This is a genomic window from Ruegeria sp. BB5, assembly GCF_056539405.1.
The window spans coordinates 121156-144888 of sequence record NZ_JBQFUX010000001.1; the positions used below are offsets into that span (position 1 = coordinate 121156).

25 protein-coding genes are annotated in these 23733 nt (G+C 57.8%); 15 read left to right on the forward strand and 10 right to left on the reverse strand.

Annotated features, from left to right (window positions below):
* The first annotated feature begins 2 nt into the window (after positions 1-2).
* On the forward strand, positions 3-3044 hold the full coding sequence (locus tag ACR0DL_RS00595) for an efflux RND transporter permease subunit (protein ID WP_480687105.1): 3042 nt from the start codon (positions 3-5) through the stop codon (positions 3042-3044).
* Positions 3045-3062: 18 nt separating this feature from the next.
* Here ACR0DL_RS00595 and ACR0DL_RS00600 read toward each other — a convergent pair whose 3' ends face one another.
* Together ACR0DL_RS00600 and carB are read right to left on the reverse strand one after the other, a co-directional pair.
* Entirely contained in the window at positions 3063-3473 is a 411-nt protein-coding gene (locus tag ACR0DL_RS00600) for a VOC family protein (RefSeq protein WP_170360501.1), read from the reverse strand.
* Between the two features lie 258 nt (positions 3474-3731).
* Positions 3732-7076 (reverse strand): carbamoyl-phosphate synthase large subunit, encoded by a 3345-nt coding sequence (carB, locus tag ACR0DL_RS00605; RefSeq protein WP_480662466.1) that lies wholly within the window; start codon positions 7074-7076, stop codon positions 3732-3734.
* A 176-nt stretch (positions 7077-7252) separates the two neighbouring features.
* Here carB and ACR0DL_RS00610 point away from each other — a divergent pair, with 176 nt between their 5' ends.
* From ACR0DL_RS00610 to aspS, 4 genes are all read left to right on the forward strand, one after another.
* Positions 7253-8380, forward strand: a complete 1128-nt coding sequence (locus ACR0DL_RS00610) for an aminodeoxychorismate synthase component I (protein WP_425081090.1) — start codon at positions 7253-7255, stop codon at positions 8378-8380.
* Positions 8335-8982, forward strand: coding sequence for an aminotransferase class IV family protein (locus ACR0DL_RS00615; protein WP_425081089.1), 648 nt, complete (start codon positions 8335-8337; stop codon positions 8980-8982). Before ACR0DL_RS00610 ends, ACR0DL_RS00615 begins: the two co-directional genes overlap by 46 nt.
* Positions 8979-9650 carry a CPBP family intramembrane glutamic endopeptidase gene (locus ACR0DL_RS00620; RefSeq protein WP_480646026.1) on the forward strand — a complete coding sequence of 224 codons (672 nt, stop codon included), beginning with the start codon at positions 8979-8981 and terminating at the stop codon, positions 9648-9650. Before ACR0DL_RS00615 ends, ACR0DL_RS00620 begins: the two co-directional genes overlap by 4 nt.
* 78 nt (positions 9651-9728) lie before the next feature.
* Positions 9729-11504, forward strand: a complete 1776-nt coding sequence (gene aspS, locus ACR0DL_RS00625) for an aspartate--tRNA ligase (protein WP_170547969.1) — start codon at positions 9729-9731, stop codon at positions 11502-11504.
* On the opposite strand, the gene ACR0DL_RS00630 is transcribed toward aspS, so the two are convergent.
* Complete coding sequence (locus tag ACR0DL_RS00630; protein WP_170532725.1) at positions 11505-11723, reverse strand: hypothetical protein; 219 nt, start codon at positions 11721-11723, stop codon at positions 11505-11507.
* 1 nt (position 11724) lies between these two features.
* Entirely contained in the window at positions 11725-12441 is a 717-nt protein-coding gene (locus tag ACR0DL_RS00635; RefSeq protein WP_480662458.1) for a response regulator, read from the reverse strand.
* Positions 12442-12576: 135 nt separating this feature from the next.
* Here ACR0DL_RS00635 and mce point away from each other — a divergent pair, with 135 nt between their 5' ends.
* Positions 12577-12981 carry a methylmalonyl-CoA epimerase gene (mce, locus tag ACR0DL_RS00640; protein ID WP_170347876.1) on the forward strand — a complete coding sequence of 135 codons (405 nt, stop codon included), beginning with the start codon at positions 12577-12579 and terminating at the stop codon, positions 12979-12981.
* Positions 12982-12996: 15 nt separating this feature from the next.
* Positions 12997-13272, forward strand: a complete 276-nt coding sequence (locus tag ACR0DL_RS00645; RefSeq protein WP_170347877.1) for a DUF1467 family protein — start codon at positions 12997-12999, stop codon at positions 13270-13272.
* A 3-nt stretch (positions 13273-13275) separates the two neighbouring features.
* Here ACR0DL_RS00645 and ACR0DL_RS00650 read toward each other — a convergent pair whose 3' ends face one another.
* Positions 13276-13971 carry an EI24 domain-containing protein gene (locus ACR0DL_RS00650; RefSeq protein ID WP_480688452.1) on the reverse strand — a complete coding sequence of 232 codons (696 nt, stop codon included), beginning with the start codon at positions 13969-13971 and terminating at the stop codon, positions 13276-13278.
* Entirely contained in the window at positions 13971-14549 is a 579-nt protein-coding gene (locus ACR0DL_RS00655) for a nitroreductase family protein (protein ID WP_170347878.1), read from the reverse strand. Before ACR0DL_RS00655 ends, ACR0DL_RS00650 begins: the two co-directional genes overlap by 1 nt.
* Before the next feature lie 138 nt (positions 14550-14687).
* Here ACR0DL_RS00655 and ACR0DL_RS00660 point away from each other — a divergent pair, with 138 nt between their 5' ends.
* Positions 14688-14963: a DUF167 domain-containing protein gene (locus ACR0DL_RS00660; protein ID WP_480687108.1), complete on the forward strand. Its 276-nt coding sequence runs from the start codon at positions 14688-14690 to the stop codon at positions 14961-14963.
* Here ACR0DL_RS00660 and ACR0DL_RS00665 read toward each other — a convergent pair.
* Entirely contained in the window at positions 14951-15199 is a 249-nt protein-coding gene (locus ACR0DL_RS00665; protein WP_170347880.1) for a hypothetical protein, read from the reverse strand. The genes ACR0DL_RS00660 and ACR0DL_RS00665 overlap by 13 nt on opposite strands.
* Positions 15200-15321: 122 nt before the next feature.
* Between ACR0DL_RS00665 and ACR0DL_RS00670 the strand changes: the two genes are divergently transcribed.
* From ACR0DL_RS00670 to ACR0DL_RS00685, 4 genes are all read left to right on the forward strand, one after another.
* Positions 15322-16029: a M48 family metallopeptidase gene (locus tag ACR0DL_RS00670; RefSeq protein WP_170360494.1), complete on the forward strand. Its 708-nt coding sequence runs from the start codon at positions 15322-15324 to the stop codon at positions 16027-16029.
* Positions 16026-16394: a YigZ family protein gene (locus tag ACR0DL_RS00675; RefSeq protein ID WP_170360492.1), complete on the forward strand. Its 369-nt coding sequence runs from the start codon at positions 16026-16028 to the stop codon at positions 16392-16394. The genes ACR0DL_RS00670 and ACR0DL_RS00675 overlap by 4 nt, the downstream gene beginning before the upstream one ends.
* Before the next feature lie 69 nt (positions 16395-16463).
* Positions 16464-16715 carry a DUF6455 family protein gene (locus tag ACR0DL_RS00680; protein WP_170347883.1) on the forward strand — a complete coding sequence of 84 codons (252 nt, stop codon included), beginning with the start codon at positions 16464-16466 and terminating at the stop codon, positions 16713-16715.
* A gap of 118 nt (positions 16716-16833) precedes the next feature.
* Positions 16834-17094: a DUF6455 family protein gene (locus tag ACR0DL_RS00685; RefSeq protein ID WP_170347884.1), complete on the forward strand. Its 261-nt coding sequence runs from the start codon at positions 16834-16836 to the stop codon at positions 17092-17094.
* On the opposite strand, the gene ACR0DL_RS00690 is transcribed toward ACR0DL_RS00685, so the two are convergent.
* Complete coding sequence (locus tag ACR0DL_RS00690) at positions 17095-17337, reverse strand: CDGSH iron-sulfur domain-containing protein (RefSeq protein WP_480687111.1); 243 nt, start codon at positions 17335-17337, stop codon at positions 17095-17097.
* A 229-nt stretch (positions 17338-17566) separates the two neighbouring features.
* Here ACR0DL_RS00690 and ACR0DL_RS00695 point away from each other — a divergent pair, with 229 nt between their 5' ends.
* The gene (locus ACR0DL_RS00695) at positions 17567-17755 is read left to right on the forward strand and encodes a hypothetical protein (protein ID WP_170347886.1); all 189 of its coding nucleotides are present in this window, start codon (positions 17567-17569) and stop codon (positions 17753-17755) included.
* Positions 17756-17888: 133 nt separating this feature from the next.
* Positions 17889-18245 (forward strand): diacylglycerol kinase, encoded by a 357-nt coding sequence (locus ACR0DL_RS00700; protein WP_170360490.1) that lies wholly within the window; start codon positions 17889-17891, stop codon positions 18243-18245.
* A 508-nt stretch (positions 18246-18753) separates the two neighbouring features.
* Here ACR0DL_RS00700 and rimO read toward each other — a convergent pair.
* Positions 18754-20142, reverse strand: coding sequence for a 30S ribosomal protein S12 methylthiotransferase RimO (rimO, locus tag ACR0DL_RS00705; RefSeq protein WP_480687113.1), 1389 nt, complete (start codon positions 20140-20142; stop codon positions 18754-18756).
* A 96-nt stretch (positions 20143-20238) separates the two neighbouring features.
* Between rimO and ACR0DL_RS00710 the strand changes: the two genes are divergently transcribed.
* A complete protein-coding gene (locus ACR0DL_RS00710; protein WP_480687115.1) occupies positions 20239-22197 on the forward strand; it encodes an AsmA family protein in 1959 nt (652 codons plus the stop codon).
* A gap of 33 nt (positions 22198-22230) precedes the next feature.
* Here ACR0DL_RS00710 and ACR0DL_RS00715 read toward each other — a convergent pair whose 3' ends face one another.
* Entirely contained in the window at positions 22231-23727 is a 1497-nt protein-coding gene (locus tag ACR0DL_RS00715; protein ID WP_480687117.1) for a phosphomannomutase/phosphoglucomutase, read from the reverse strand.
* Between the last annotated feature and the right edge of the window lie 6 nt (positions 23728-23733).

Here is a 23733-nt window from a genome sequence, read left to right on the forward strand (position 1 = left end):
AGATGAACATCGCGCGCGCCTCGATCGACCGGCCGATTTATACGTGGCTGATCATCCTGATTGCCCTGTTTGGGGGAATTTGGGGCTTCCTGTCGCTGGGTCGTCTGGAAGACCCGGCCTTCACCATCAAGAATGCCGTCATAGCAACGCAATACCCAGGCGCCACAGCCGAAGAAGTGGCGCTCGAGGTCTCGGAACCATTGGAATCTGCCATCCAGCAGATGGGCGAGGTTGATACGATCACCTCGGTCAACCAACCGGGATTTTCGCTGATCGAGGTCGAGATCAAATCGACTTATGACGGTACAGAACTGCCTGAAATTTGGACCAAGCTGCGCGCCAAGGTGCGCGACGCATCGCGTGCATTGCCATCGGGCGTAAGCCAACCAATGGTGAATGACGGGTTCGGTGATGTGTTCGGCCTGTTTTACGCTGTCACGGCCGAAGGGTTTTCGGACGCTGAAAAGCATGAGTTATCCACTTTTTTGCGGCGCGAATTGCTGACCGTTCCCGGTGTCGCGGATGTTGAGGTGATGGGCCTGCCGGACGAGGCGATCTTTGTCGAACCCGATCTGGCCATTTCCGTCAACCAGAACGTGCCTATCCCGTCCATCAACGAGGCCATTGCCAACGCGGACTCGGTTAATGCGTCTGGATCGGTCCGAACTGAGAATGACCGCACCACGATCCTGACGGCCGAAGGGTCAGATACAGTTTCTGCCATTGCCGGTTTGTCGTTGGGGTCGCAGGGGCAGGTGATCAACCTATTCGACATGGCGCACGTCTTTCGTGGCCGTCAGACCGACCCCGAGGTCATGATCCGGTTCAACGGGACTGAGGCGTTCACGCTGGGCATCGCGGGTCTGTCGACCGAGAATATCGTCGAAGTCGGCCAGCGTGCCGATGCCAAATTCGCCGAGTTGGACCCTCAGATTCCCTTTGGGGTCGAAATCCTGCCGATCTATCAGCAGCATGTGGTGGTCGAACAGGCTTCGAACGACTTTCTGGTGAACCTGGCCATGTCAGTCAGCATCGTTGTGGCGGTTTTGGCTATCTTCATGGGCTGGCGCGCGGCGGTGGTCGTGGGCTCGACCCTTCTGCTGACCGTAGTGGGGACACTGTTGTTCATGTCGATCTTCTCGATCGAGATGGAGCGGATATCGCTGGGTGCCCTGATCATTGCGATGGGGATGCTGGTGGACAACGCCATCGTGGTGGCCGAGGGAATGCAGATCGCCATGCTGCGCGGTAAAAATTCCCGCGATGCGGCTGATGAGGCGGCGTCGAAAACGCAAATCCCGCTGTTGGGGGCGACGGTCATCGGCATCATGGCTTTTGCCGGTATTGGCCTCAGCCCGGATGCGACGGGTGAGTTTCTGTTCTCATTGTTTGCGGTAATTGGTATCTCGCTGCTGCTTAGTTGGGTTCTGGCGCTGACGGTGACGCCGATGCTGGGGCACATCTTCTTCAAGCAGGGAAAAGAGGGCGAGGTGGACGCTTATGGCGGCATCATGTTCCGTGTCTACGGTGCGATCCTGCGGTGGTCCTTGCGGATGCGCTGGCTGGTGATTGCCGCGCTGGTCGGGGTGACGGTGGCCTGTTTCGCAGGCTTTGGTTTGGTGAAACAGCAGTTTTTCCCTGACTCGAACACACCGCTGTTCTTCGTGCATTACAACCTGCCGCAAGGCACGCCTATCGCACGCACGGCTGAGGATATGGCGGTCTTCGAAGACTGGCTGGCCGAGCGCGACGATGTCGTGTCTGTCACCACCTTTGTCGGGCAGGGCGCAACTCGGTTCCTGTTGACCTATTCGGCCGAAAAACCAAACCCCAGCTATGGGCACATGATCATTCGCACTGAAACGCTGGATGACATTCCGGTTTTGCAGGCGGATTTGGAAGCGTTTGGGCAGGCACAATTCCCCGAGGGCAAATTCCGCACCAAACGCCTGATCTTCGGCCCGGGCGGCGGAGACCCAATCCAAGCCCGGTTCTCGGGCAGTGATCCGAAGGTATTGCGCCAGCTGGCCGATGAGGCGGTGTGGAAAATGCGCGAGGCTTCCCCTAATGCGCTGAACGTCTATCATGATTGGCGCGAGCAGGAGCTGGCAGTGCAGCCGATCTATGCGACCGAGCGGGCGCAGACCGCAGGTGTGTCCCGAGAAGATATTGCCGCGACTTTGCAGTTTTCCACGGACGGGATCACCGCCGGAGAATTCCGCGAGCGGGACCGTCTGATCCCCATCATCATACGCCGTCCCGCGGACGGGGATTATTCGATCGTCGATCAGGTGGTGTTTTCAGAAGAATCGCAAAAGTTCGTTCCAATCGAGCAAATGGTCGATGGGTTCGAATACAAGCCGCTCAACACGCTGGTGCATCGTCGTGACCGCGTGCTGACGATCACCGTCGGGGCTGATATCCCGCCCGGCATGACGGCGGCACAGGTCCATTCTGAGGTACGCGCGGCCATCGAAGACATGGACCTGCCACCCGGTTATCGCATGGAATGGGGGGGCGAGTTCGAAAACGCTGGCGAGGCCAACGAAAGCCTAGGACGTCAGTTGCCCCTGAGCCTGCTGATCATGGTGCTGATCTCAGTGTTGATCTTTAACGCGATCCGCCAGCCGATCATCATCTGGCTGTTGGTGCCGATGTCGGTGAACGGCGTCGTGATCGGGCTGTTGGGGACGGGTCTGCCGTTCACCTTCACAGCGCTGCTGGGGCTGCTGAGCTTGTCGGGGATGCTGATCAAGAACGGGATCGTTCTGGTCGAAGAGATTGATCTGGTTCGCGCCACCGGCAAGCCCCTTCGCGAGTCGATTGTCGAAGCTTCTGTCTCGCGTTTGCGCCCTGTGATGCTGGCGGCGATCACCACCATACTAGGGATGGCACCGTTGCTGACGGACGCGTTCTTCCGCTCGATGGCCGTGACGATTATGGGCGGTTTGGCCTTTGCCACGATCCTGACCATGGTCGCGGCTCCGGTCTTTTACATGGTGTTCTTTGCACGCGATGAAAAACGCGAGGTTGCACAGGCCTGACTGGTACCGGGCGGCGTTTCAGTCGCCCGGGTCCTTTTCCGGATCATAATGATAGTAAAAACAGGATAGCTTGTTGCCGTCCGTGTCGCGCAGATAGGCGACATAGAAATCAGGCGCGTAATAGTCCCGAATGCCCGGCGCACCTGCGTCTGTGCCCCCATTTTCCAGACCTGCCGCGTGAAATCGCCGGACCTGAGCTGCGCTGCTGGCCGGAAAGGCAATCATCGTTCCATTGCCCACGCTGGCCGCCCCACCATCAAATGGCGTACAGACCCAAAACCCTGTCCCGGCATCGGGATGGTTTCCCCAGCCCGCGCGATCCTTTGACCACCCCGGAAGGCGCGGCTGATCCAGTACAGAAAAGATCGCGTCATAGAACCGGATGGCCCGGGACAAGTTATTGGTTCCGTATGTGATGTAAAGGCGCATGGTTTCACCGGTTGTCAGAACAGCATCATGCTGCCCACGACAACACAGGGAAAGCGAAAACGGCGCTGCGGTTCGCGTCAGATCAGAGGGATCAGCGGCACATCACACGCGGCAAGCGTCATCAAAGCGGCGAGAACCATAAACCTGCGCATTTTGTTTTCCTTCTGCTCGTTTGCAAAAAAGATGCGCGCCCGAAGACACGGGGTCAACGGGCGCGGTGTGTTTGGTTCAAAATGCGCGGGTTTCACCCCAGGCGAGTTAGCCCTGCAGCGACTTCACCTCAACATCGCCTTCGGCCTGTGCCTTGATCGCCAGCGCGGCAGCATGGCTGGCGGCCGCGGTGGTGAAATAGGGGATCTTGTCATAGAGCGCGATTGAACGGATGGACTTGCTGTCCTCGACCGCCTGTGCGCCTTCGGTGGTGTTCATCAACAATTGCACCTGACCGTCTTTCAGCATGTCAGCCACGTCAGGGCGGCCTTCATAGACCTTGTTGACCACATCACAGGCTACACCCTGTTCGGCCAACCAGGACTGGGTGCCGCGTGTGGCCACCAGAGAAAAACCTTGCCCGGTCAGAACCTGCGCTGCCTCAAGCATCGCGGGGGTCTTGTCGGCATCCTTGATCGAGATAAACGCACGGCCCGAGGACGGCAGCACCATACCAGCCCCCATCTGTGCCTTGAGGAAAGCGCGGTGGAAGTCGCGGTCCCAGCCCATGACCTCACCGGTCGAGCGCATTTCCGGACCCAAAATGGTGTCGACGCCGGGGAAACGAGCAAATGGCAGCACCGCCTCTTTCACCGAAAACCACGGCATGTCCGGATCAGCCAGTGTCATCTGGTCTGCGATCTTGGTGTCCTGACCGTCCTGATAAGGCGGGCGCTGCGGGAAGTTCGCCAGCTTCTCACCAGCCATGACACGCGCGGCAATCGATGCGATGGCACTGTCGGTCGCCTTTGCGACAAACGGTACGGTCCGTGAGGCGCGCGGGTTGACCTCGATCAGATAAATCTCGCCATCCTTGATGGCGAACTGCACATTCATCAGGCCGACGACATTCAGAGCTTTGGCTAGCTTGAACGCCTGATCCTTGATCTGATCCAGGATTTCTTTCGACAGCGAATAGGGCGGCAGCGAACAAGCCGAGTCACCCGAGTGAACGCCAGCCTCTTCGATATGCTGCATGATGCCAGCGACATGTACGGCCTCACCGTCGCAAATGGCATCCACATCCAGCTCAACCGCACCGGCCAAATAACTGTCCAGCAGAACCGGGCTGTCGCCCGAGACCACTACAGCCTCGTTGATATAGCGTTTCAGCTGCTCCATATCGCGAACGATTTCCATCGCGCGGCCACCCAGAACGTAAGAGGGGCGGATGACCAGTGGGAAGCCAATCTCGTCGGCAATCTCCAGCGCCTGTTCATCGGTCGAGGCGATGCCGTTCTTGGGCTGTTTCAGGCCCAGATCATTGACCAGCGCCTGAAAGCGTTCACGGTCTTCGGCAAGGTCAATCGCATCCGGCGTGGTGCCGAGGATCGGTATGCCTTCAGCCTCAAGCGCGTTGGCCAGTTTCAGCGGGGTTTGGCCGCCGAACTGAACGATCACACCGTGCAGCGTGCCGTTTTCCTGCTCTTTCGTCAGGATTTCCATGACGTGTTCGAATGTCAGCGGTTCAAAATACAGCCGGTCCGAGGTGTCATAGTCGGTCGAGACCGTCTCGGGGTTGCAGTTGACCATGATGGTTTCATATCCCGCTTCGGTTAGTGCGAAACAGGCGTGGCAGCAGCAATAATCGAACTCGATGCCCTGACCGATCCGGTTCGGGCCACCGCCAAGGATGACAACTTTTTTGCGGTCAGACGGGCGCGCTTCGCATTCGACCTCGCCCATCATGGGCGCTTCGTAGGTTGAATACATATAAGGCGTCTGTGCTTCGAACTCGGCGGCGCAGGTGTCGATGCGCTTGAACACGGCGTTGACGCCCAGATTGCGGCGGGCGCGGCGAACGTTGTCCTCATCCCGGCCGGTCAGATTGCCCAGACGAGCATCGGTAAAGCCCAGCATTTTCAGCTTGCGGATGCCGTCTTCGGTCACCGGCAGGCCATCTTTGCGGACAACGCGCTCAGCCTCGATGATCTCGCGGATACGGGCCAGGAACCATGGGTCAAATTTGGTGACGCCAAAGATTTCGTCATCGGTCAGACCGTGACGCATGGCCTGCGCGATGGTGCGCAGACGGTCGGGGGTTTGTTTGCTGATCGCCTTGATGACGGCAGCTTTGTCGCTGGCTTCTTCCCAGACACCGACGTTCAGCCCGGGGATTTCGATCTCATCAAACCCGGTCAGGCCCGATTCCATCGAGGCCAGCGCCTTTTGCATCGATTCGTGGATCGTGCGGCCGATGGACATGGCTTCTCCCACCGACTTCATGGCGGTAGTCAGGTAAGGCTCGGAGCCTGGGAACTTTTCAAAGGCGAATTTCGGGATCTTGGTGACGACATAGTCGATGGTCGGCTCAAACGAGGCCGGGGTGACCTTGGTGATGTCGTTGTCCAACTCGTCTAGCGTATAGCCAACGGCCAGCTTGGCCGCGATCTTCGCAATCGGGAAACCGGTCGCCTTGGACGCCAGCGCCGAGGAGCGCGACACACGTGGGTTCATCTCGATCACAACCATGCGGCCATCATCGGGGTTGATCGCCCATTGTACGTTCGAACCGCCGGTTTCGACCCCGATCTCACGCAGAACGGCAATCGAACCGTTGCGCATGATCTGGTATTCCTTGTCGGTCAGCGTCAGGGCAGGGGCCACGGTGATCGAGTCGCCGGTATGCACGCCCATCGGATCGACGTTTTCGATGGAGCAGACGATGATGGCGTTGTCGGCGGTGTCGCGCACCACCTCCATCTCATACTCTTTCCAACCAAGCAGGCTTTCATCGACGAGGATCTGGTTGACGGGCGAGGCATCCATGCCCGAGCGGCAAAAATGGATATAATCCTCACGGTTATAGGCCACGCCGCCACCGGTGCCGCCCAGGGTAAAGGCAGGGCGGATAATGGCGGGCAGGCCGATTTCTTCCAGCTCATCCAGCGCCATCTGCACACCGGCATCCAGATCGGTGGAACCGTCTTCGCGCTTGGGTGCGGTCACGATGGTTGCCTTGGGGTTTTCCAGCCCCAGCCGGTCCATCGCCTCGCGGAACAGGGCGCGGTCTTCGGCCATTTCGATGGCGTCGCGTTTGGCGCCGATCATCTCGACCCCGAACTTTTCAAGCACACCCATCTCTTCCAGCGCCAGCGAGGTGTTAAGCCCGGTCTGCCCGCCCATGGTGGGCAGCAAGGCGTCGGGGCGTTCTTTCTCGATGATCTTGGCGACAACCTCGGGGGTGATCGGTTCGATATAAGTGGCGTCAGCCAGACCGGGGTCGGTCATGATGGTGGCCGGGTTTGAGTTCACCAGGATGACCCGGTATCCTTCTTCGCGCAGCGCCTTACAGGCCTGTGCGCCGGAATAGTCAAATTCGCAGGCCTGACCGATGACAATGGGCCCCGCTCCGATGATCATGATCGACTGGATGTCGGTTCTTCTGGGCATGGCCTGGTTCCTTCGGTTAACTGCGAGTCAGGGCGCCCCCATGCGCCCAAATTGTCCTGCGTTATAGGGACCGCGCGAAAAGGTTCAAGGGGTATCGGAAACGGTGACGAAATTGCCGCTTTCCCCTCTTTCCCTTGCCGTCGTATTCTCTATACCGCGCAGCACGACAAATGAGGATGCAATTGCGTATTCGTTTCGATCAGGGGCCAGCCGGACCCGGAACAAGTTTCGACCGGCCAGCCAGTGTGATCCGTGCGGACAAGCCGGACGACGTGCCCCAAGCCCTGGTGGCGCTGGATGAGGCGCGCGCCGACGGTGCGTGGCTTGCCGGTTATGCCAGTTATGAGCTGGGCTATGTGCTTGAGCCGCGCTTGGCTGACCGACTGCCCGCGGATCGCCGTCTGCCTTTGCTGTGCTTTGGCGTTTATGAGGCCCCAGTGCAACGCGATCTTCCCTCGGCAGCTGGTGGCGTCACCGGATTTGAGCCCCGCTGGGATGAGGCACGGTATACGCGCGCCTTTCAACAGGTTCATGACGCCATCGGGGCCGGGGATATCTACCAGGCCAACCTGACCTTTCCTATCGACCTGACCATCCAGGGCGACAGCACCGCGCTATATGCCGCACTGGCTTCCGGGCAAGCGGTGGGTCACGGCGCGCTGGTACAGCAGGACGGTCTGCCCGATCTGCTCAGTCGCTCGCCCGAGTTGTTCTTTCGTACCGATGCGGATCGAGGGATTGAAACCCGCCCGATGAAAGGCACGCAACCTCGCAGCGATGATATGGCCGAGGACGCGCGACGCCGGGCCTTTCTGTCGATTGACGAAAAGAATCGTGCCGAAAACCTGATGATCGTCGATCTTCTGCGAAATGACCTTAGCCGTGTTGCGCTGCCCGGATCGGTCAAAGTGCCCGAGCTGTTCAAAGTCGAAACCTATGCGACTGTGCATCAGATGGTGTCGTTGGTGCAGGCGCATCTGCATTTGGGGGCCGAGCTGTCCGATATCCTGATGGCGCTGTTCCCCTGTGGTTCAATCACCGGTGCGCCCAAGATCCGTGCGATGGAGATTTTGGCCGATTTGGAGCCTTGGCCTCGCGACATCTATTGCGGCGCCATAGGCTGGGCGGCCCCGGACGGCCGGTCCGAGTTCAACGTAGCGATCCGCACGCTAATGGTTGAGGATGGCAGAGCCACTCTGAACGTGGGCGGTGGCCTGGTCTGGGACAGCACAGCCCCGTCGGAATACGAGGAAGCGTTATGGAAAGCCCGCTTTGCCCACCAGCTGATCCTGACTTCCGCATAATCGAAACGCTGGCCTTTCGGCCAGAACAGGGGTTCGTGCGACGTGATCGGCATTTGGCTCGGATGGCCCGATCCGCCCAAGCCTTTGGGATTTCCTTTGACGCGGACCGCGCCATTGATCTGTTGAACGGCGTGGGTGGCTCATCACCGCTTAGGTGTCGACTGACGCTGACCGCAGGTGGTCAGCTGGATATAACGACCGGAGCATTGGCCGATAATCCGACGATCTGGCGGTGCGCCATTGCCGAACCGCGCCTGACCGCGTCTGACATCTGGTTGCAGCACAAAACAACACAACGTTCCATATACGACACCACTCGAGCGACTTTGCCTCAAGGCATAGACGAGGTCCTGTTTCTGAACGAACGCGACGAGCTGTGCGAAGGCACCATCACCAATCTGTTTCTGCATATGCCGGATGGCCGTCGCCTAACGCCTGCGTTGTCCAGCGGCGTTCTACCCGGCATTCTCCGCGAAGAATTGCTGAGTAATAAAGAGGTTACCGAAGCCGCCCTGACCTTGACCGACCTGAAAAACGCAGAAAAACTCTATATGGGGAATTCGTTGCGTGGTCTGATCCGGGCGGAGTTGGCAATACAGTGAGTAAACAAACCGATTGGGCGGACAGCGGGGTGCCGTATCTGCGATTACGGCTGGAATTTGGATTGTTTTTCATTGCCGCGCCGGTGTTGATCGCGGTGTTCTTTCCACCCGACTGGATGTTCCCCTCATTGTTCACCTTCACGGCCATCGGGATTGTGTTGCTGCATTTTACGCCCGACTTTGCCTGGGCTGAACTGCGGTACAACTGGCGCAACTGGTCCTGGCGCGAGGTTGCTTTGTTTACCTTAGCCATGACGATCATTTGCGCCGTGGTTGTGATGGCAATGCGACCCGAGGCGGCGTTTTTCCTACTGCGAAATCGACCCGAATTCCTTCTGGTGATTTGGATTGGTTACCCTTTGCTGTCGGCCCTGCCGCAAGAGCTTTTGTTCCGGTCCCTGTTCTTCCGCCGCTATCACGAAATCTTGCCAAACGGACGCGCGGCCTATCTGCTGAACGCTGCGCTGTTTTCACTGGCACATCTGATGTATTGGAGCTGGATCGTCGCCGTTATGACCTTTGCCGGAGGGTTGCTGTTCACCTGGGCCTATCGCAAACGCGGATCGTTTTTCTACGCGGTCTTATTGCACGCGATCGCGGGAAATATCATCTTTGCCGCCGGTCTGGGTATCTATTTCTACTCGGGCAACGTGCAAAGGCCGTTTTGACAGCGCGACCTGCCTTGACTTTCCATGCCTGACAGGGTGTATCGGCGCGACGAATTCTGCGCCCGAAGGGATATTTTCATGCATGCCTATCGCAGCCACACCTGCGCCGCTCTGACCGCCGCCAATGTCGGTGAAACCGTCCGCCTGTCCGGTTGGGTGCATCGTGTCCGAGATCACGGTGGCGTGCTGTTCATCGACCTGCGCGATCATTTCGGAGTGACACAGGTTCTGTGTGACGGAGACAGCGCCGCCTTTGCCGAGCTGGAAAAGGTTCGGTCCGAATGGTGTATTCGCATCGACGGCACTGTCAAAGCGCGCGACGCTGAGCTGGTAAACCCGAAACTGCCCACCGGCGAGATCGAAGTTTACGTGCGCGAATTGGAAGTGCTGGGCGCCGCTGATGAGTTGCCGTTGATGGTGTTCGGCGATCAGGAGTACCCCGAAGAAACCCGCCTGCGCTATCGTTATCTGGACCTGCGCCGCGAGGCGATGCAGCAAAACATGACGCTGCGTTCGGACGTTGTGGCGTCCATGCGTCGTCGCATGTGGGATCAGGGCTTCCGCGAATATCAGACGCCGATCATCACTGCGTCGTCGCCGGAAGGCGCGCGTGACTTCTTGGTGCCTTCGCGTCTGCATCCGGGCAAGTTCTATGCGTTGCCGCAGGCGCCGCAGCAGTTCAAGCAGCTGATCATGGTGTCGGGCTTTGACAAATACTTCCAGATCGCGCCGTGTTTCCGCGATGAAGACCCACGCGCCGACCGCTCACCCACCGATTTCTATCAGCTTGACCTTGAGATGTCGTTTGTTGAACAGCAGGACGTGTTCGACACGATCCAGCCCGTTCTGACCGGTGTGTTCGAGGAATTCGGCGGTGGTCGCAAGATTGATCAGGAGTGGCCGCAAATCTCCTACAAGGACGCGGCACTTTGGTATGGCAGCGACAAGCCGGACCTGCGCAATCCTATTAAAATGCAAGTGGTCTCCGACCACTTCCGCGATTCTGGCTTCGCGATATTCGCGAAGCTGTTGGAGCAGGAAGGCACCGAAATCCGCGCCATTCCTGCGCCGACGGGTGGCAGCCGCAAGTTCTGTGACCGCATGAACGCTTTTGCCCAGAAAGAGGGTCTGCCCGGAATGGGCTATATCTTCTGGCGCGATCAGGGCGAAGGCATGGAGGCCGCAGGTCCGTTGGCCAAGAACATCGGCCCCGAGCGGACCGAGGCAATCCGTCAACAGCTGGGTCTGGGTGTTGGTGACGCCGCGTTCTTCCTGGGCGGCAAGCCGAAGGCCTTTGAAAAGGTGGCGGGTAAGGCGCGCGATGTGATCGGTGAGGAGTTGGGTCTGACCGAGAAAGACCGCTTTGCCTTTGCCTGGATCGTAGATTTCCCGATCTACGAACAGGACGAAGAAACCGGCACCATCGACTTTGAACACAACCCATTCTCGATGCCGCAAGGTGGTATGGCGGCGCTGCAGGGTAATCCTCTGGACGTGCGCGGCTATCAGTACGATCTGGCGTGCAACGGATATGAGCTGGTCTCGGGTGCGATCCGGAACCACAAGCCCGAGATCATGCTGAAAGCCTTTGAACTGGCAGGCTATGGCGAGGATGAGGTGAAAAGCCGCTTTGGTGCGCTGTTCAACGCCTTCCACTATGGCGCTCCGCCGCACGGTGGTTGTGCTGCGGGGATCGACCGTATCGTGATGCTATTGGCTGATGAGGCCAACATCCGCGAAGTCATGATGTTCCCGATGAACCAGCGCGCCGAAGACCTGATGATGGACGCGCCATCCGATCCGACCTCGGATCAGTTGATGGAATTGGGATTGCGGATCATCCCACAGGATTGATCAATCACCCGCCGCAGCCCCTGCGGCGGGTTTTTCCTTTGGATCAGGTGCCACAAGCCTGTGGTTAATATTCTGCGGTAATTGCTGTGTTGCTTCAGTGTCGGTCAACGGACAGGATTTTGATCCGCGTGCAACACGGATGTTCCGGGCTGTTGCACGGGTCTGAGAATAGGCCCAGATCGTCAGGATCGTGGATGTCAGAAAATACGCCGTTATCAATTCAGATCGCCTCGCGCTGTTCCAGTCGCGCCTGAACGATGCCGGCGACCTTTGCGGCCAGCGCCGTAACTGGTCCTCCGCCTGCGCGCGTTTCGGCCAGTTTCTGCGCGGCATCCGCCAGAACCGTATCCTCGGCATCCCGGGCAACGCCGATCAGGAATTGGGCCGCATAATCCAAAGTGCGATGATCGTTCGGCCCGGCCAGTACATCTGCGATATGGGCCATGTCGTCTTGATAGGCCATCGGGTCCGGGTGGATAACCTCATCCCGAATGGCGTGCAGGTTGTTGGGTCGACGATCCTGGGGCAGGTTTTCCAGAATGAACTGCTGAAAATGAGAAAGTGATTTCAGGGGTTTGTTCAAAAACCCATCGGCACCTGCTTGCAACGCAGCCTCCTGACCGTGATCGTCACCGGACATGCCCAGAATGGCGCCGATACGTGGGGTTGCTTCGGCCAATTCGGCAATCAGGTCGGCACCGGACCCATCTGGCAAGCCGATATCCACCAGAATGACAGAAGGGCGATAGATCTGCAGGTGGCGCCGGGCCGAAGTCAGGCAATCCGCCCGCCGGATACGCGCACCGCTATGCAGGCACATCAGCCGGATCGCGTCACAGGCAAAGCGGCTGTCTTCGACAACCAGAATGGTTTGACCCAGCAGAGGCCGCGTGGCCGTCGGCTGCGCGGGTGAGGCGAAGGGGCTCGAATCGTCCATGGCAGAATTCCTAATCAGCAGATGCCCTAAGCTAGGAACTTCTGGCTAACACAGGGTTAACGGCAATTTGGCGCACTTGTTCTTTGGCCAAACTGCCCCCATAACCGCGGCAACGCCGAAACACAGGAGAGTTCAATGATTGGTCGTCTGAACCACGTCGCCATTGCCGTACCCGATCTTGAGGCCGCGTCCGCGCAATATAGCAATGCACTGGGCGCCAAGGTCGGCGCGCCGCAGGATGAGCCCGATCATGGCGTTACCGTTGTGTTCATCGAACTGCCCAACACCAAGATCGAATTGCTGTACCCGCTGGGTGAAAACAGCCCGATCAACGGCTTTCTGGAAAAGAACCCGGCAGGCGGCATCCACCATGTTTGCTATGAGGTCGAAGACATCATCGCTGCCCGTGATCACTTAAAGGAAACCGGTGCCCGTGTTCTGGGATCGGGCGAGCCGAAGATCGGCGCGCATGGCAAACCGGTACTGTTCTTACACCCCAAGGACTTTAACGGCTGTCTGGTCGAACTAGAACAGGTTTAATCAAGCGAGGCTGTCATGACGATCACTGCTGCACTGGTATTGTTTGCCGTCATCTGGTTCATGACGTTGTTGGTTGTGTTGCCCATCCGTATCAAAACGCAGGGCGATCTGGGTGATATCGTTCCGGGCACCCATGCGGGCGCGCCGGAGGTGCATCACATGAAGAAAAAGATGTGGATCACCACCGGGATTTCGGTGGTGCTCTGGGCTGTTATTGCGGGGATTATCATCTCTGGTGTGATCTCGGTGCGCGATTTCGACTGGCTGAACCAACTGGAACCGCGGAACTGAGCGTCAGGTCGAGAGACCTGACAGCTTGTGATAGATATGGGTGAAAGTGGCAACCCCCAGGATTGGGATCACCAGATTCACCAGCGGCACCGAGAGGGGAATGGCCATCAAGGTGCCGGCCAGCCAGATGGTGGCGGAATGCTTGGCGCGCAGCTTGCGCGCGCCGTCCCGCCCGATACGTCGCATCGCGGCCAGCGTGAAATACTCCCGACCCAGCAGAAACCCGTTCATTGCCCAGAAAATAAACGGCGCCAGTGGTGGGAACATCGCATAGAGGATCAGCGCCAGCAGGTTGGCAACAACCAGCACGCCCATGAAGCTAACCGCATCCCTTAACCCTTCGTTGAACGGGATGCCTGGAACGGCGGGCAAGGTGGGATAGTGTTTTTCCTCGACCGCCTGCGCGACCTCTTCCAGAAACAAAGACGTAATCGCCGAGGCGACTGGCATCATCAGAAACACCGGCAGAATCAGCACCACAAAAATGCCGGAGTAGTTCAGCACATCGTTCAGCCACGGCACGGCGCCAATCCAAGGTAGTGAAATTTCATCCCCTGACAGCCTGTTGATCAGCCAGATTGCACCAGCGCAGGCCGCGATCAACAGCGCGACCGTCAGACCTATGCCACGTAGTATGACTGCGCGGAACTTGGGGTCTCCGATCTGACCAAGCGCCGCAAAAAACGCGTTGAGGATCATCATTCCTCGACCCATTCGGTCAGCGCTGCCACATCCGGGCGAGGGCGTTCTGGCGGGGCCGTGCCTTCGGTAGCAATGTGGATCAGGCCAACGATGCGCTCGTTGTCTTGCAAGCCAAAGGCTTGACGGCAGAATTCTGGATCATGGGTTTGCCAGCCGGACAACCAGTTCGCCCCCCAACCCGCTGCAAGCGCCGCGTTCAGTAAGGCCAGACAGACAGCACCAGCCGAATAGGTCTGTTCAATCGCCGGGATTTTTTCGGATGGTTTCTGCACCTCGACCACGGCAACGGCCAGATGGCCCATGTCAAACTGGCTTTGCGCTTTTGCGATGTCCTCGGGCGTCTTGCCCAGGGCAACGCCCCGCTCGTGCGTCAACCCGGACAGGCGCGGCATTGCGCCTTTCTCAAGAACGATAAAGCGCCACGGCTCCAGCTTGCCGTGATCGGGGCTGCGGGCGGCGGCGGTCAAAAGCGGCAACAGCTCATCCCGCGTCGGGGCCGGAGCAATCAGCGTTTTGGCAGGGCGGGACCGGCGCGATTGCAGAAATTCCAGGGCAGCCGGGTTTTTCAAGGACATATGTTAACTTCCTTTACATGAGCAGTCTGTATCTGGTTGAGTATCTGGCGCGTTTCAAGTGCAATCAGCTGGATAGGCCGGATCATTTTCATTCCCCGGTGCCCCATGCAAGGGTGTTTACAGGCAAGAGGTGAAAAGATGGCCAGGCCAAAACTGCGCGACATACCCGACCTATGCGCCCATGCCGTCCCTGGTACGGCGGTTCCGGTTCGGGTCACGCCGAAAGCCGCAAAGGACAGCATCACGATGGATAAGGGCGTAATCCGCATTACGGTCACTGTGCCGCCCGAAAACGGCAAGGCCAACGAAGTTGTGCGCCGGATACTGGCCACGGCCATGCAGGTGGCCCCTTCGACGCTGACCCTAAAACAAGGGCAGACTGCGCGGGACAAGCTGTTTGTCTATGCGCCTTGACTGGGTCGTTCGTGAATTTGATACACCCCTTCCGGCAAATCCAGCGCAGCGGCCAGATCTCGGACTTGCTCAGGAGACAGAGTTATTTTCTGTATCTTGTCTGTGCGTGGGTCCAGCTGCTCAAGCGTCACACATTCGGCGAAGCTGTTGATGACGACATCCTCTTGCAAAGGTTTGGGGCCTTCGTCCACCAGAGTAATGACTGTCGAGTCGAATTCATGCTCAATCGAAAACATATGGGCAGAGTGCAGGGAGCAAGGCGGCAATGCAACCCGTTCCCGTGCAATCCGACGGTGGCGGTCCCCCAGGTGTCGCGCTATGGTTTTTCAAACGGGATCACCGTTTCAAAGGAATATAAATGCGCCGTCTGATCTATTTGCTGTTTCCTCTGGTGCTGACGGCCTGCAGTGCTGGCGTTCTGCGTGTGCAACCGGCAAATGAATGGTCGCTGGATTCGAGTGAATTTCAGGTCGACGCCGCCGCGTTTCGGAAAATCAGCCGTCAGGTCGGCGACGAAGCCCGCGCCGAATGTCTGCGCCAGGCCAAGGTCAAAAATTGCGATTTCACGATATTGGTCGACCTGAACCCGCGCGCACCGGCAAATGCCTTTCAGACTCTGGATGATGACAATCAGCCGGTAATCATATTCACGCGTTCGATGATCCAATCTGCGAAGAATCCTGATGAACTGGCGTTTGTCATGGGGCACGAGGCAGCGCATCATGTTTTGGGACACATCGCCCGGCAGTCGAAAAACGCCCAGGAAAGTGCCGCGATCTTCAGCGAATTGGGCAAGCTGCATGGCGAGGAAGGCAAAGACCTTGAACGCACGCAGAAATTGGGGGCCGAATTGGGTGTGCAGGTGAACGTGAAAGCGTTCGAGCTTGAGGCGGATCAACTGGGCACGATCATCACCCATAACGCGGGATACAACCCTTTAATTGGCGCCAAATATTTTGATCGCCTTCCCGATCCGGGGGATCAGTTTCTGGGAACGCACCCCCCAAATACCGACCGAGTTCAGATCGTTCTTGAAACCGCAAGACAATTGGGTTTGACGCAATGACCGCTTTGACACGGCTGGGCGTGATCCTGACGGACCGGAGGTCGAAATACGCGGTAACAGGCGCAGCCGTTGGCACGCGGGCAGATGTTGATGCAGTCTTGCAGGAGCTCAAGTCAGACAAGGCTTATGCCAAAGCCACGCACAACACCTGGGCGGCCATTTTGCCGACCGGGGCGTTGAAGGCCGATGACGGGGAAAGCGGTGCGGGCATGGTGATTCTAAGGATGCTTGAACGGGCCGGGCTGGACAGTCATGTGGTCATCGTCACCCGCTGGTACGGCGGAAAAAAGCTGCGTGGGGATCGATTTAGGCGCGTGCAGGACGCAACCCGAGCCTATCTGGATCATATCGGCGTCGGGCCTTGATGTGAGTCAAAGGCCCAAGCACCGGGCTGAGATATCCTGCTGCGGACAGATGGCAGGAAAGGACCTCTCATGCCCGATCAAGAAGTCTTGAAATTCCATGCAGGTCTTGTGGATCAGATGGCTACGAAACTTGGTGTGGATCTGCAGGAATCCGCGATTGAAGGTGATGTTTCGATCGATCAGCTTTCCGATGCTGTTCTGAGGTGTACGGGCTGTGCAAATCCCAATCATTGCCAGAGCTTCCTACAGCAGCCCGCGCAGGCGGGCCAAACGCCGGAATACTGCCGCAATCAGGAAATGCTCCGAAAACTGCAGCCTTAACGACAGGAAGGTTTCATGCCGCATTAGAGTGGTCACCGGACGCGATAGGTGACCTACAGACTAGCAGAAACCAACACCGGTTTGCTGTGTTGAAAACATGATCAAAGCAGGAAAACTGATGGCGCGAAATTCTTTGGGGGATGTCGAAAAACACTTTTGGCTAACCCGTTCGGTGGCGCGATGTATGAAAATCTCGTTGACCGAAGCCATGGCAGAGAAACGGCTGACACCGGATCGCTATGCCGAACTGGTAACACGCTGCCGGGCATCGCAGTGCAGTAACCAATGTGCCATCTGGTTGTCTGAACAACAATCCGAGGCCCACACCGCACCCGAATTCTGTGCCAACGCTGATCTGTTGAACGCGTTGAAGACCTGATTACAGTTTGGAATGCGACCCGTCACACAGCGGAGGATTCCCGCTGTGTTTGCAGCCACAGAAAAAGACTTTTTTGCTGCTGTCCGCCGTGTACTTTACCGGTTCGAACCCGGTGTCTTTGTGCGATCCATCGCAAAACGGCTGCCGCTTGGATCGGCCGCATGTACACCAGAAATAGCTTTTCCCTTCGATCACCTCGACCGGGAAGGGACCTTTTTGCGCGATGGTGGGGCTGTCAGACATGTGGCTACTCCGTCTTTTGCTGATGTCACTCTACCAGTGTAGAGCGATACGCGAAAATCGGTAGCCTATGCTCATAAATCCGCTGTTTCTGAGGGGGTTACCGGCGTTGTTTCGCCTTTCCTCACGATCGCGTGATCGAATTCGTTGCAAATATGCCATTCAAGTCGTATTGTGAGACCGGCCCCGGATTCTTGGGCAATATCAGGAAATTAATAGAGGAATGACGGACATGAAACTCAAATTTGCTGCCGTTGGTGCATTTGCCCTTGTTTTGGCTGCTTGCTCGCAGCAGGAAGAACCGGCGCCGGTTTATATCACGCCTGAGTACGACAAATTCGGCACACCTAGCTGCCCGGCAGGAACTGAGCTGGCCACGACAGAAGCAGGCCAGACCGTCTGTAATCCGGTCGCACAATAACTATTCCGCGGGCGGCCCGTTTTTAAGGCTGCCCGCACATTCTCGACAAAAAAAACCGCCCTCTGGGCGGTTTTTTCTTGCCCTCCATAAATCAATACGGCTTCAGTTCCGTACACCGAAAAGTTGAAGGCTGATGAGAAACCTTCTTACACATCTCAAGGATCGAACGCGTTGGAGCTGGCAAGGGCTGGTCGCGACCTGGCAAGAAGAGTATTCGTTCCGCGCCTGGGTTTGGGCAAATCTGGTCTCGGCTGCTTTGGCCGTTTGGTTGCCGCTCGGTGAAGGGGTACGCGCCCTGATCCTGATATTTGGCCTGCTTGTTTTGGTGGCCGAGCTGTTCAATACCGCGATTGAGCGCGCTGTCGATCACACCTCGACTGATCACAATAAACTGGCGGGGCAGGCCAAGGACGCCGCCAGTGCTGCTGTTGCGTTAACGGCTTTGGCGGCGGGATTGGCTTGGGTCATCGGGCTTCTAAGCCTGTTTTGAAGCCATCAATACCTCCGCCGTTTTATACCATAGCGATATCCCCGGTTTTGAATTCCGTAACTCCGTGGAAGGTAATAAGGCGAGGCATGTTTGTTGCTGAACGCTTGCCTTGACCGGTGGTGTCGTTTGACCGGTTTGACGTAATGAACCTTGGGTTTGCTCTTGTGGTGGTACACTTTCGGCTTGGTTTGATGTTTGTGTTTGCTGGACCGATGATAGACTTTAGGTGCGCCATAGTATCGCTGCACATGGTGTTTGCTGCGCAGGTGCAGGCTCAGCGGTTCGGACCCAATAATTATGAAACCGCCCGCGCGGACTTTGTCCGCAACAGCGGGAACGGCATAAAGTTGGGCAGCAAGTATAACCGTTATGCATTTCAGGCCAAAGGGGCGTAGGCAGGACATTGGAACTTCCTTCCTATAAGGCGGTATGTCCCGTCATAATCCACGAGTCTGGCGCAAAACACCAATAAACTTGGCTCACGCTTTGCCCAACTGGGGTGACCGGATCAGGTCAGCTTGCCCCAAAGGTCATATTCGCCAGCCTCATCGACCTCGACCGAGACGATGTCGCCAGGGTTGAGGGTTTCAAACCCTTCGTCGATAAACAGATTCCCATCGATCTCGGGCGCGTCGGATTTGGTGCGGCAAGTGGCGGCTTCGCCATCGACCTCGTCCACGATCACCTCGATGGTCTGGCCGACCTTTGCGGCCAGCTTTGCCTCGGAGATCGCCTGTGCCTTCTCCATGAACCGTTCCCAGCGCTCTTGTTTGATCTCGGCCGGAACATGGTCGGGCAGATCGTTCGAGCGTGCGCCATCCACGTTTTCGTATTGGAAGCATCCCACGCGATCCAATTGCGCCTCATCCATCCAGTCCAAAAGCGTCTGGAATTCAGCCTCGGTCTCGCCGGGATAGCCGACGATAAAGGTCGAGCGCAGGGTAATATCGGGGCAGGTCGCGCGCCATGCTGCGATCTCGTCCAGTGTTTTCGCCGCTGCCGCCGGGCGGGCCATGCGTTTCAGAACGTCCGGGTGGGCATGTTGGAACGGAATGTCTAGATAGGGCAGGATGTTGCACCCGGCATCGGCCATCAGGGGGATCAGCTCGCGCACATGCGGGTAGGGGTAGACATAGTGTAGACGAACCCAGGCATTCAGCTGCCCCAGCTCACGTGCCAGATCGGTAATGTGGCTGCGCACCTCACGGTCCTTCCACGGGTTCACATCGTATTTCCGGTCCAGCCCATAGGCCGAGGTATCCTGCGAGATCACCAGCAATTCGCGCACGCCATTGTCGACCAGCTTTTCGGCCTCACGCAATATGGCGTGTGCGGGACGACTGGCCAGTTTCCCGCGCATGTCTGGGATGATGCAAAATTTGCACTTGTGGTTACAGCCCTCGGATATCTTGAGGTAGCTGTAGTGGCGCGGGGTCAACTGCACGCTGGCGGCGGGCAGTAGATCAACGAATGGATCAGGATCGGGGGGAACTGCTGAATGCACCGCATCCAGCACCTGTTCGTATTGATGCGGCCCGGTCACGGCCATAATGCGCGGGTGGTGTTCACGGATATAGTCGGGCTCGGCCCCCAGGCAGCCGGTCACAATGACCTTGCCGTTTTCTACCAAAGCCTCGCCAATGGCGTCCAGAGATTCAGCCTTGGCGCTGTCAAGGAACCCGCAAGTGTTCACGATTACGGCATCGGCCCCGGAATAATTTGGCGAAATGCCGTACCCTTCTGCACGAAGACGGGTCAAAATCCGCTCGCTATCGACCAAGGCCTTGGGGCAGCCCAGCGACACCATACCAATGGTTGGTTGGTTGGTACGTGGCGTATCAGGCATCCGGGCGGCGGGCGCCAGGTCAGGGCGGAGGTTTGGTGGGTTCGTGCTCATGGCGCGGCATATAGTGGGGAACGCTTCCTCTTGCAAATACGGGCTGGGCTTTGGATGATCTTTTCAACGCATGCCAAATAAGCGGAGAGCAGAAAAATGAAGTGGCTGGTGCGCATACTCTTCTTATTCGCGGCCGCAATCGGGTTAGTCATCGGCGCCTTATTGCTGATGCCGGGGGATAAGCTGGCGGCTATTCTGGCGGAACAAGTCAAAAGCGAAACGGGGCGCGACCTGACATTGTCAGGGGATGTGAACCTGTCGTTCTGGCCCGTTCTGGGGATGGAGACCGGCCCTGTCACGTTTGGCAACGCACCCTGGGCCGGGTCCGAACCGATGCTCAGCGCCGAAAGCCTTGCCGTCGGCGTGGATGCTTCGGCGCTGCTGAACGGAGATTTACGGATAAGGCGGGTTGTCGCGGATAATCCGGTTTTGAGGCTCGAGTTATCCGATGGACGCGGCAATTGGGAATTAAGCGCTCCGGTTGCCTCGCAGGCGACGACCGGAAGCAATACCAGCGCGTCATCTGCATCGCCGCAAGGTGCCGTGACGCTGGACCGTCTGGAACTGACCAATGCACAGTTGGTTTACATCGAAAATGGCGCAACGAAATTCAACTTCTCAAACGTTGATCTGTCGGCCAGCTGGCCGGGGCCGACCTCACCCATGGTCATGGAGGCGCGGATGGCAGTGCCGGGCGGCCACGTGAAAGTTGACCTCGAAATACCGGACCTGCCGACCTATGCATCCGGGGCTGTCGCACCTTTGAAATTGGCTCTGACCGCGCCGGGCGGCGAGGTTGGGTTCGATGGCCGCGTCAACCTTGCTGGAGAAATGGACGGCGCGCTTGCGGTCAAAACCAGGAACACCGAGGAAATGCTGGCCGCTTTTGGACAGGCGGGTGTCGGGGTGCCGCTGGGATTGGGCCGCAAGGCCGATGTGTCTGGGCAGATGACCTATACCAGCGAGGGCCGTATCTCACTGCGCAACATGGTGGCGCAGTTGGACCACAACCGCTTTACCGGAGAAACGGATATCGAGATTTCGGATCCGCCGCAAATCACCGCGCGGCTCAAGAGTGGTGATATTGACCTGTCACGTTTCAATGACGCGCCGGCATCGAGCGGGGGTGGGTCGGGAACGGCGTCCTCGCCTGACAGTGGGTGGTCCAAGGCCCCGATTGATGCCTCAGCCCTGTCGCTGGCCAATGGAGAAATACGCCTGACGACCTCGTCCATTGTCCTGCCCGACCTAGAACTGGGAGCCAGCGACCTGACGCTAATACTCGACCGGTCCCGTGCTGTGTTGCAGATGAACCCGGCCACTTTGTTCTCGGGTCAGGTGAACGGGCAGGTGGTGGCCAACAATCGCAATGGCCTGTCAGTCGGCGGTAAGCTGAAGGCGAAAAACATGAACGTTCAACAAGCCCTGTCCACCCTCGCGGGGATTGAGCGTTTTACGGGTACAGGAACGGGTGAGTTTGAATTTCTAGGCGTCGGGCAGACCGAAGACCAGATCATGCGATCCCTCAGTGGCACGGGCAATCTGAATGTGGGGCAGGGCGTGATTTCGGGTTTTGATCTGGATCGCCTGATGGGGCGCGGCAAAGGTTCGGGTGGGACAACCGTGTTCAACAGCCTGACAGCCAGTTTTACCATTGATCAGGGTGTGCTGACCAATAACGACCTGCTGATGTCACTGGACAATTTCCGTGCAGATGGGACGGGCAAGGTCAATATCGGCGCGCGCAGGATCGACTATCTGTTTACCCCAACCGCGCTGCGGGCCAACTCGGGGCAGGGTCTTTCGGTTCCAGTGCGGATTGTCGGGCCGTGGAGCGACCCTTCGATCAAACCCGATTTGTCCAAAGTGATCGAGGCCGCCGCCGAAGGTCAGCTAAAAGACCTTGAGGACGACGCCAAGCAAAAGGTTCTGGACAAAGTCGGTGATGAACTGGGTACGGCAGTGACTGACAGTGAAAGTGTCGAGGATGCTTTGAAAAATAAGCTGGAAGAAGAGGCCAAGAAAGGCTTGTTCAAACTGTTGGGCGGAAATTAAAGGGCGGGGCGCCTTAGGCGCCCCGATCCCAAATCAGATGGTTTGGTCGTAATCGCCAACGCCGGGCTCAGTCCGGATGACGGCGTCGATATCGGCAAATATGGCGCGCATTTCTTCTTCGCTTTCGCTGCTTTCACAGACCACAACCAGGTTTGGCGTGTTCGAGGACGCCCGCACCAGCCCCCAGCTGCCATTGTCCAGAATAACGCGGGCGCCATTGACGGTGACGACCTCTTTGACCGCGCGGCCTGCCAGGGTTTCACCCGCATCGGCCTTGGCAACCAGCTTGTCCACCAACCGTTTGAGAATGTCGTATTTCTCGGTATCAGAGGCATAGGGCGACATGGTCGGCGTCGACCAGGTTTTTGGCAACGCCTTGCGCAGGTCCGACATGCTTTTGTCCGGGTTGCGATCCATCAGTTTGCAGATCTCAACCGCGACCCGCATGCCGCAGTCGTAGCCGCGCCCGATCGGCTCTGCCAGGAAGTAGTGGCCCGATTTCTCGAACCCTGCCAGAGCATTGATTTCTTTCACCCGGCGCTTCATGTGGCTATGGCCGGTTTTCCAGTAATCGGCTTTGACGCCGTGGGCCTGCAACTCGGGGTCGCTGGCAAACAGCCCGGTTGATTTGACGTCCGCCACAAAGGTCGCATTGGGGTACAGCTTGGCCAGATCGCGGGCCATGATCACGCCGACCTTGTCTGCGAAAATCTCCTCACCCTCGTCATCGACAACACCGCAGCGATCTCCGTCACCGTCAAATCCCAGCGCCATGTCGGCGCCGCTGGATTTCACGGTGTTGGCCATGTCGTGCAACATCTCCATGGCTTCGGGATTAGGGTTGTAGTTGGGGAAGGTGTAGTCTAGCCGGTTGTGGCTGGGCACGACCTCGACCCCCATCCGTTCGAAAATCTCGGGCGCAAAGGCTGACGCTGTACCATTACCCGTCGCACAGACAACTTTCAGGGGCCGGGACATTTTGAAGTCACCAACCAGATCGTCGATATAAGCTTCTTTCACACCGTCCACGAATTCGTACGAACCCCCCTCGTGGGGGACGCCTTGTCCATTCAGAACGATGTCGCGCAATTCCGACATCTCGTCCGGGCCGTGGGTTAACGGGCGTTCAAAGCCCATCTTTACGCCGGTCCAGCCGTTCGGGTTGTGGCTGGCGGTGACCATGGCCACGGCAGGGACATCCAGATGGAACTGGGCGAAATAGGCCATAGGGCTCAGTGCCGGGCCGATATCCTTGACCTGAATCCCGGCCTGCATCAGGCCCAGGATCAACGCATTCTTGATTGCCAGCGAGTAGTCGCGATAGTCGTTGCCGACCGCGATCACAGGCGCGATTTCACGCTTGCGCATCTGAGTGCCCAAACCCAGCCCTAGCGCCGTCATGCCCGGCAGATTGATCTCTTCGGGGTATTTCCAACGGGCGTCATATTCGCGAAACCCGGTGGGTTTGATCATCGGGTCGCGCAGAAAACTCCAGGTGTTCGGAATCACCTCGGGGATGGGTTTGGTCATACTATC

Bases quoted from the DNA above. Each gene is read 5' to 3' on its own strand.
- ACR0DL_RS00715 (WP_480687117.1), bottom strand. From the start codon at position 23,727: ATGACCAAACCCATCCCCGAGGTGATTCCGAACACCTGGAGTTTTCTG.
- ACR0DL_RS00700 (WP_170360490.1), top strand. From the start codon at position 17,889: ATGAGAAACCTTCTTACACATCTCAAGGATCGAACGCGTTGGAGCTGG.
- ACR0DL_RS00655 (WP_170347878.1), bottom strand. From the start codon at position 14,549: ATGTCCTTGAAAAACCCGGCTGCCCTGGAATTTCTGCAATCGCGCCGG.
- ACR0DL_RS00670 (WP_170360494.1), top strand. From the start codon at position 15,322: ATGCGCCGTCTGATCTATTTGCTGTTTCCTCTGGTGCTGACGGCCTGC.
- carB (WP_480662466.1), bottom strand. From the start codon at position 7,076: ATGCCCAGAAGAACCGACATCCAGTCGATCATGATCATCGGAGCGGGG.
- ACR0DL_RS00600 (WP_170360501.1), bottom strand. From the start codon at position 3,473: ATGCGCCTTTACATCACATACGGAACCAATAACTTGTCCCGGGCCATC.
- ACR0DL_RS00665 (WP_170347880.1), bottom strand. From the start codon at position 15,199: ATGTTTTCGATTGAGCATGAATTCGACTCGACAGTCATTACTCTGGTG.
- ACR0DL_RS00650 (WP_480688452.1), bottom strand. From the start codon at position 13,971: ATGATCCTCAACGCGTTTTTTGCGGCGCTTGGTCAGATCGGAGACCCC.
- ACR0DL_RS00695 (WP_170347886.1), top strand. From the start codon at position 17,567: ATGAAACTCAAATTTGCTGCCGTTGGTGCATTTGCCCTTGTTTTGGCT.
- ACR0DL_RS00595 (WP_480687105.1), top strand. From the start codon at position 3: ATGAACATCGCGCGCGCCTCGATCGACCGGCCGATTTATACGTGGCTG.
- ACR0DL_RS00710 (WP_480687115.1), top strand. From the start codon at position 20,239: ATGAAGTGGCTGGTGCGCATACTCTTCTTATTCGCGGCCGCAATCGGG.
- ACR0DL_RS00690 (WP_480687111.1), bottom strand. From the start codon at position 17,337: ATGTCTGACAGCCCCACCATCGCGCAAAAAGGTCCCTTCCCGGTCGAG.
- ACR0DL_RS00610 (WP_425081090.1), top strand. From the start codon at position 7,253: ATGCAATTGCGTATTCGTTTCGATCAGGGGCCAGCCGGACCCGGAACA.
- mce (WP_170347876.1), top strand. From the start codon at position 12,577: ATGATTGGTCGTCTGAACCACGTCGCCATTGCCGTACCCGATCTTGAG.
- rimO (WP_480687113.1), bottom strand. From the start codon at position 20,142: ATGAGCACGAACCCACCAAACCTCCGCCCTGACCTGGCGCCCGCCGCC.
- ACR0DL_RS00675 (WP_170360492.1), top strand. From the start codon at position 16,026: ATGACCGCTTTGACACGGCTGGGCGTGATCCTGACGGACCGGAGGTCG.
- ACR0DL_RS00615 (WP_425081089.1), top strand. From the start codon at position 8,335: ATGGAAAGCCCGCTTTGCCCACCAGCTGATCCTGACTTCCGCATAATC.
- ACR0DL_RS00635 (WP_480662458.1), bottom strand. From the start codon at position 12,441: ATGGACGATTCGAGCCCCTTCGCCTCACCCGCGCAGCCGACGGCCACG.
- ACR0DL_RS00685 (WP_170347884.1), top strand. From the start codon at position 16,834: ATGGCGCGAAATTCTTTGGGGGATGTCGAAAAACACTTTTGGCTAACC.
- ACR0DL_RS00680 (WP_170347883.1), top strand. From the start codon at position 16,464: ATGCCCGATCAAGAAGTCTTGAAATTCCATGCAGGTCTTGTGGATCAG.
- ACR0DL_RS00660 (WP_480687108.1), top strand. From the start codon at position 14,688: ATGGCCAGGCCAAAACTGCGCGACATACCCGACCTATGCGCCCATGCC.
- ACR0DL_RS00645 (WP_170347877.1), top strand. From the start codon at position 12,997: ATGACGATCACTGCTGCACTGGTATTGTTTGCCGTCATCTGGTTCATG.
- aspS (WP_170547969.1), top strand. From the start codon at position 9,729: ATGCATGCCTATCGCAGCCACACCTGCGCCGCTCTGACCGCCGCCAAT.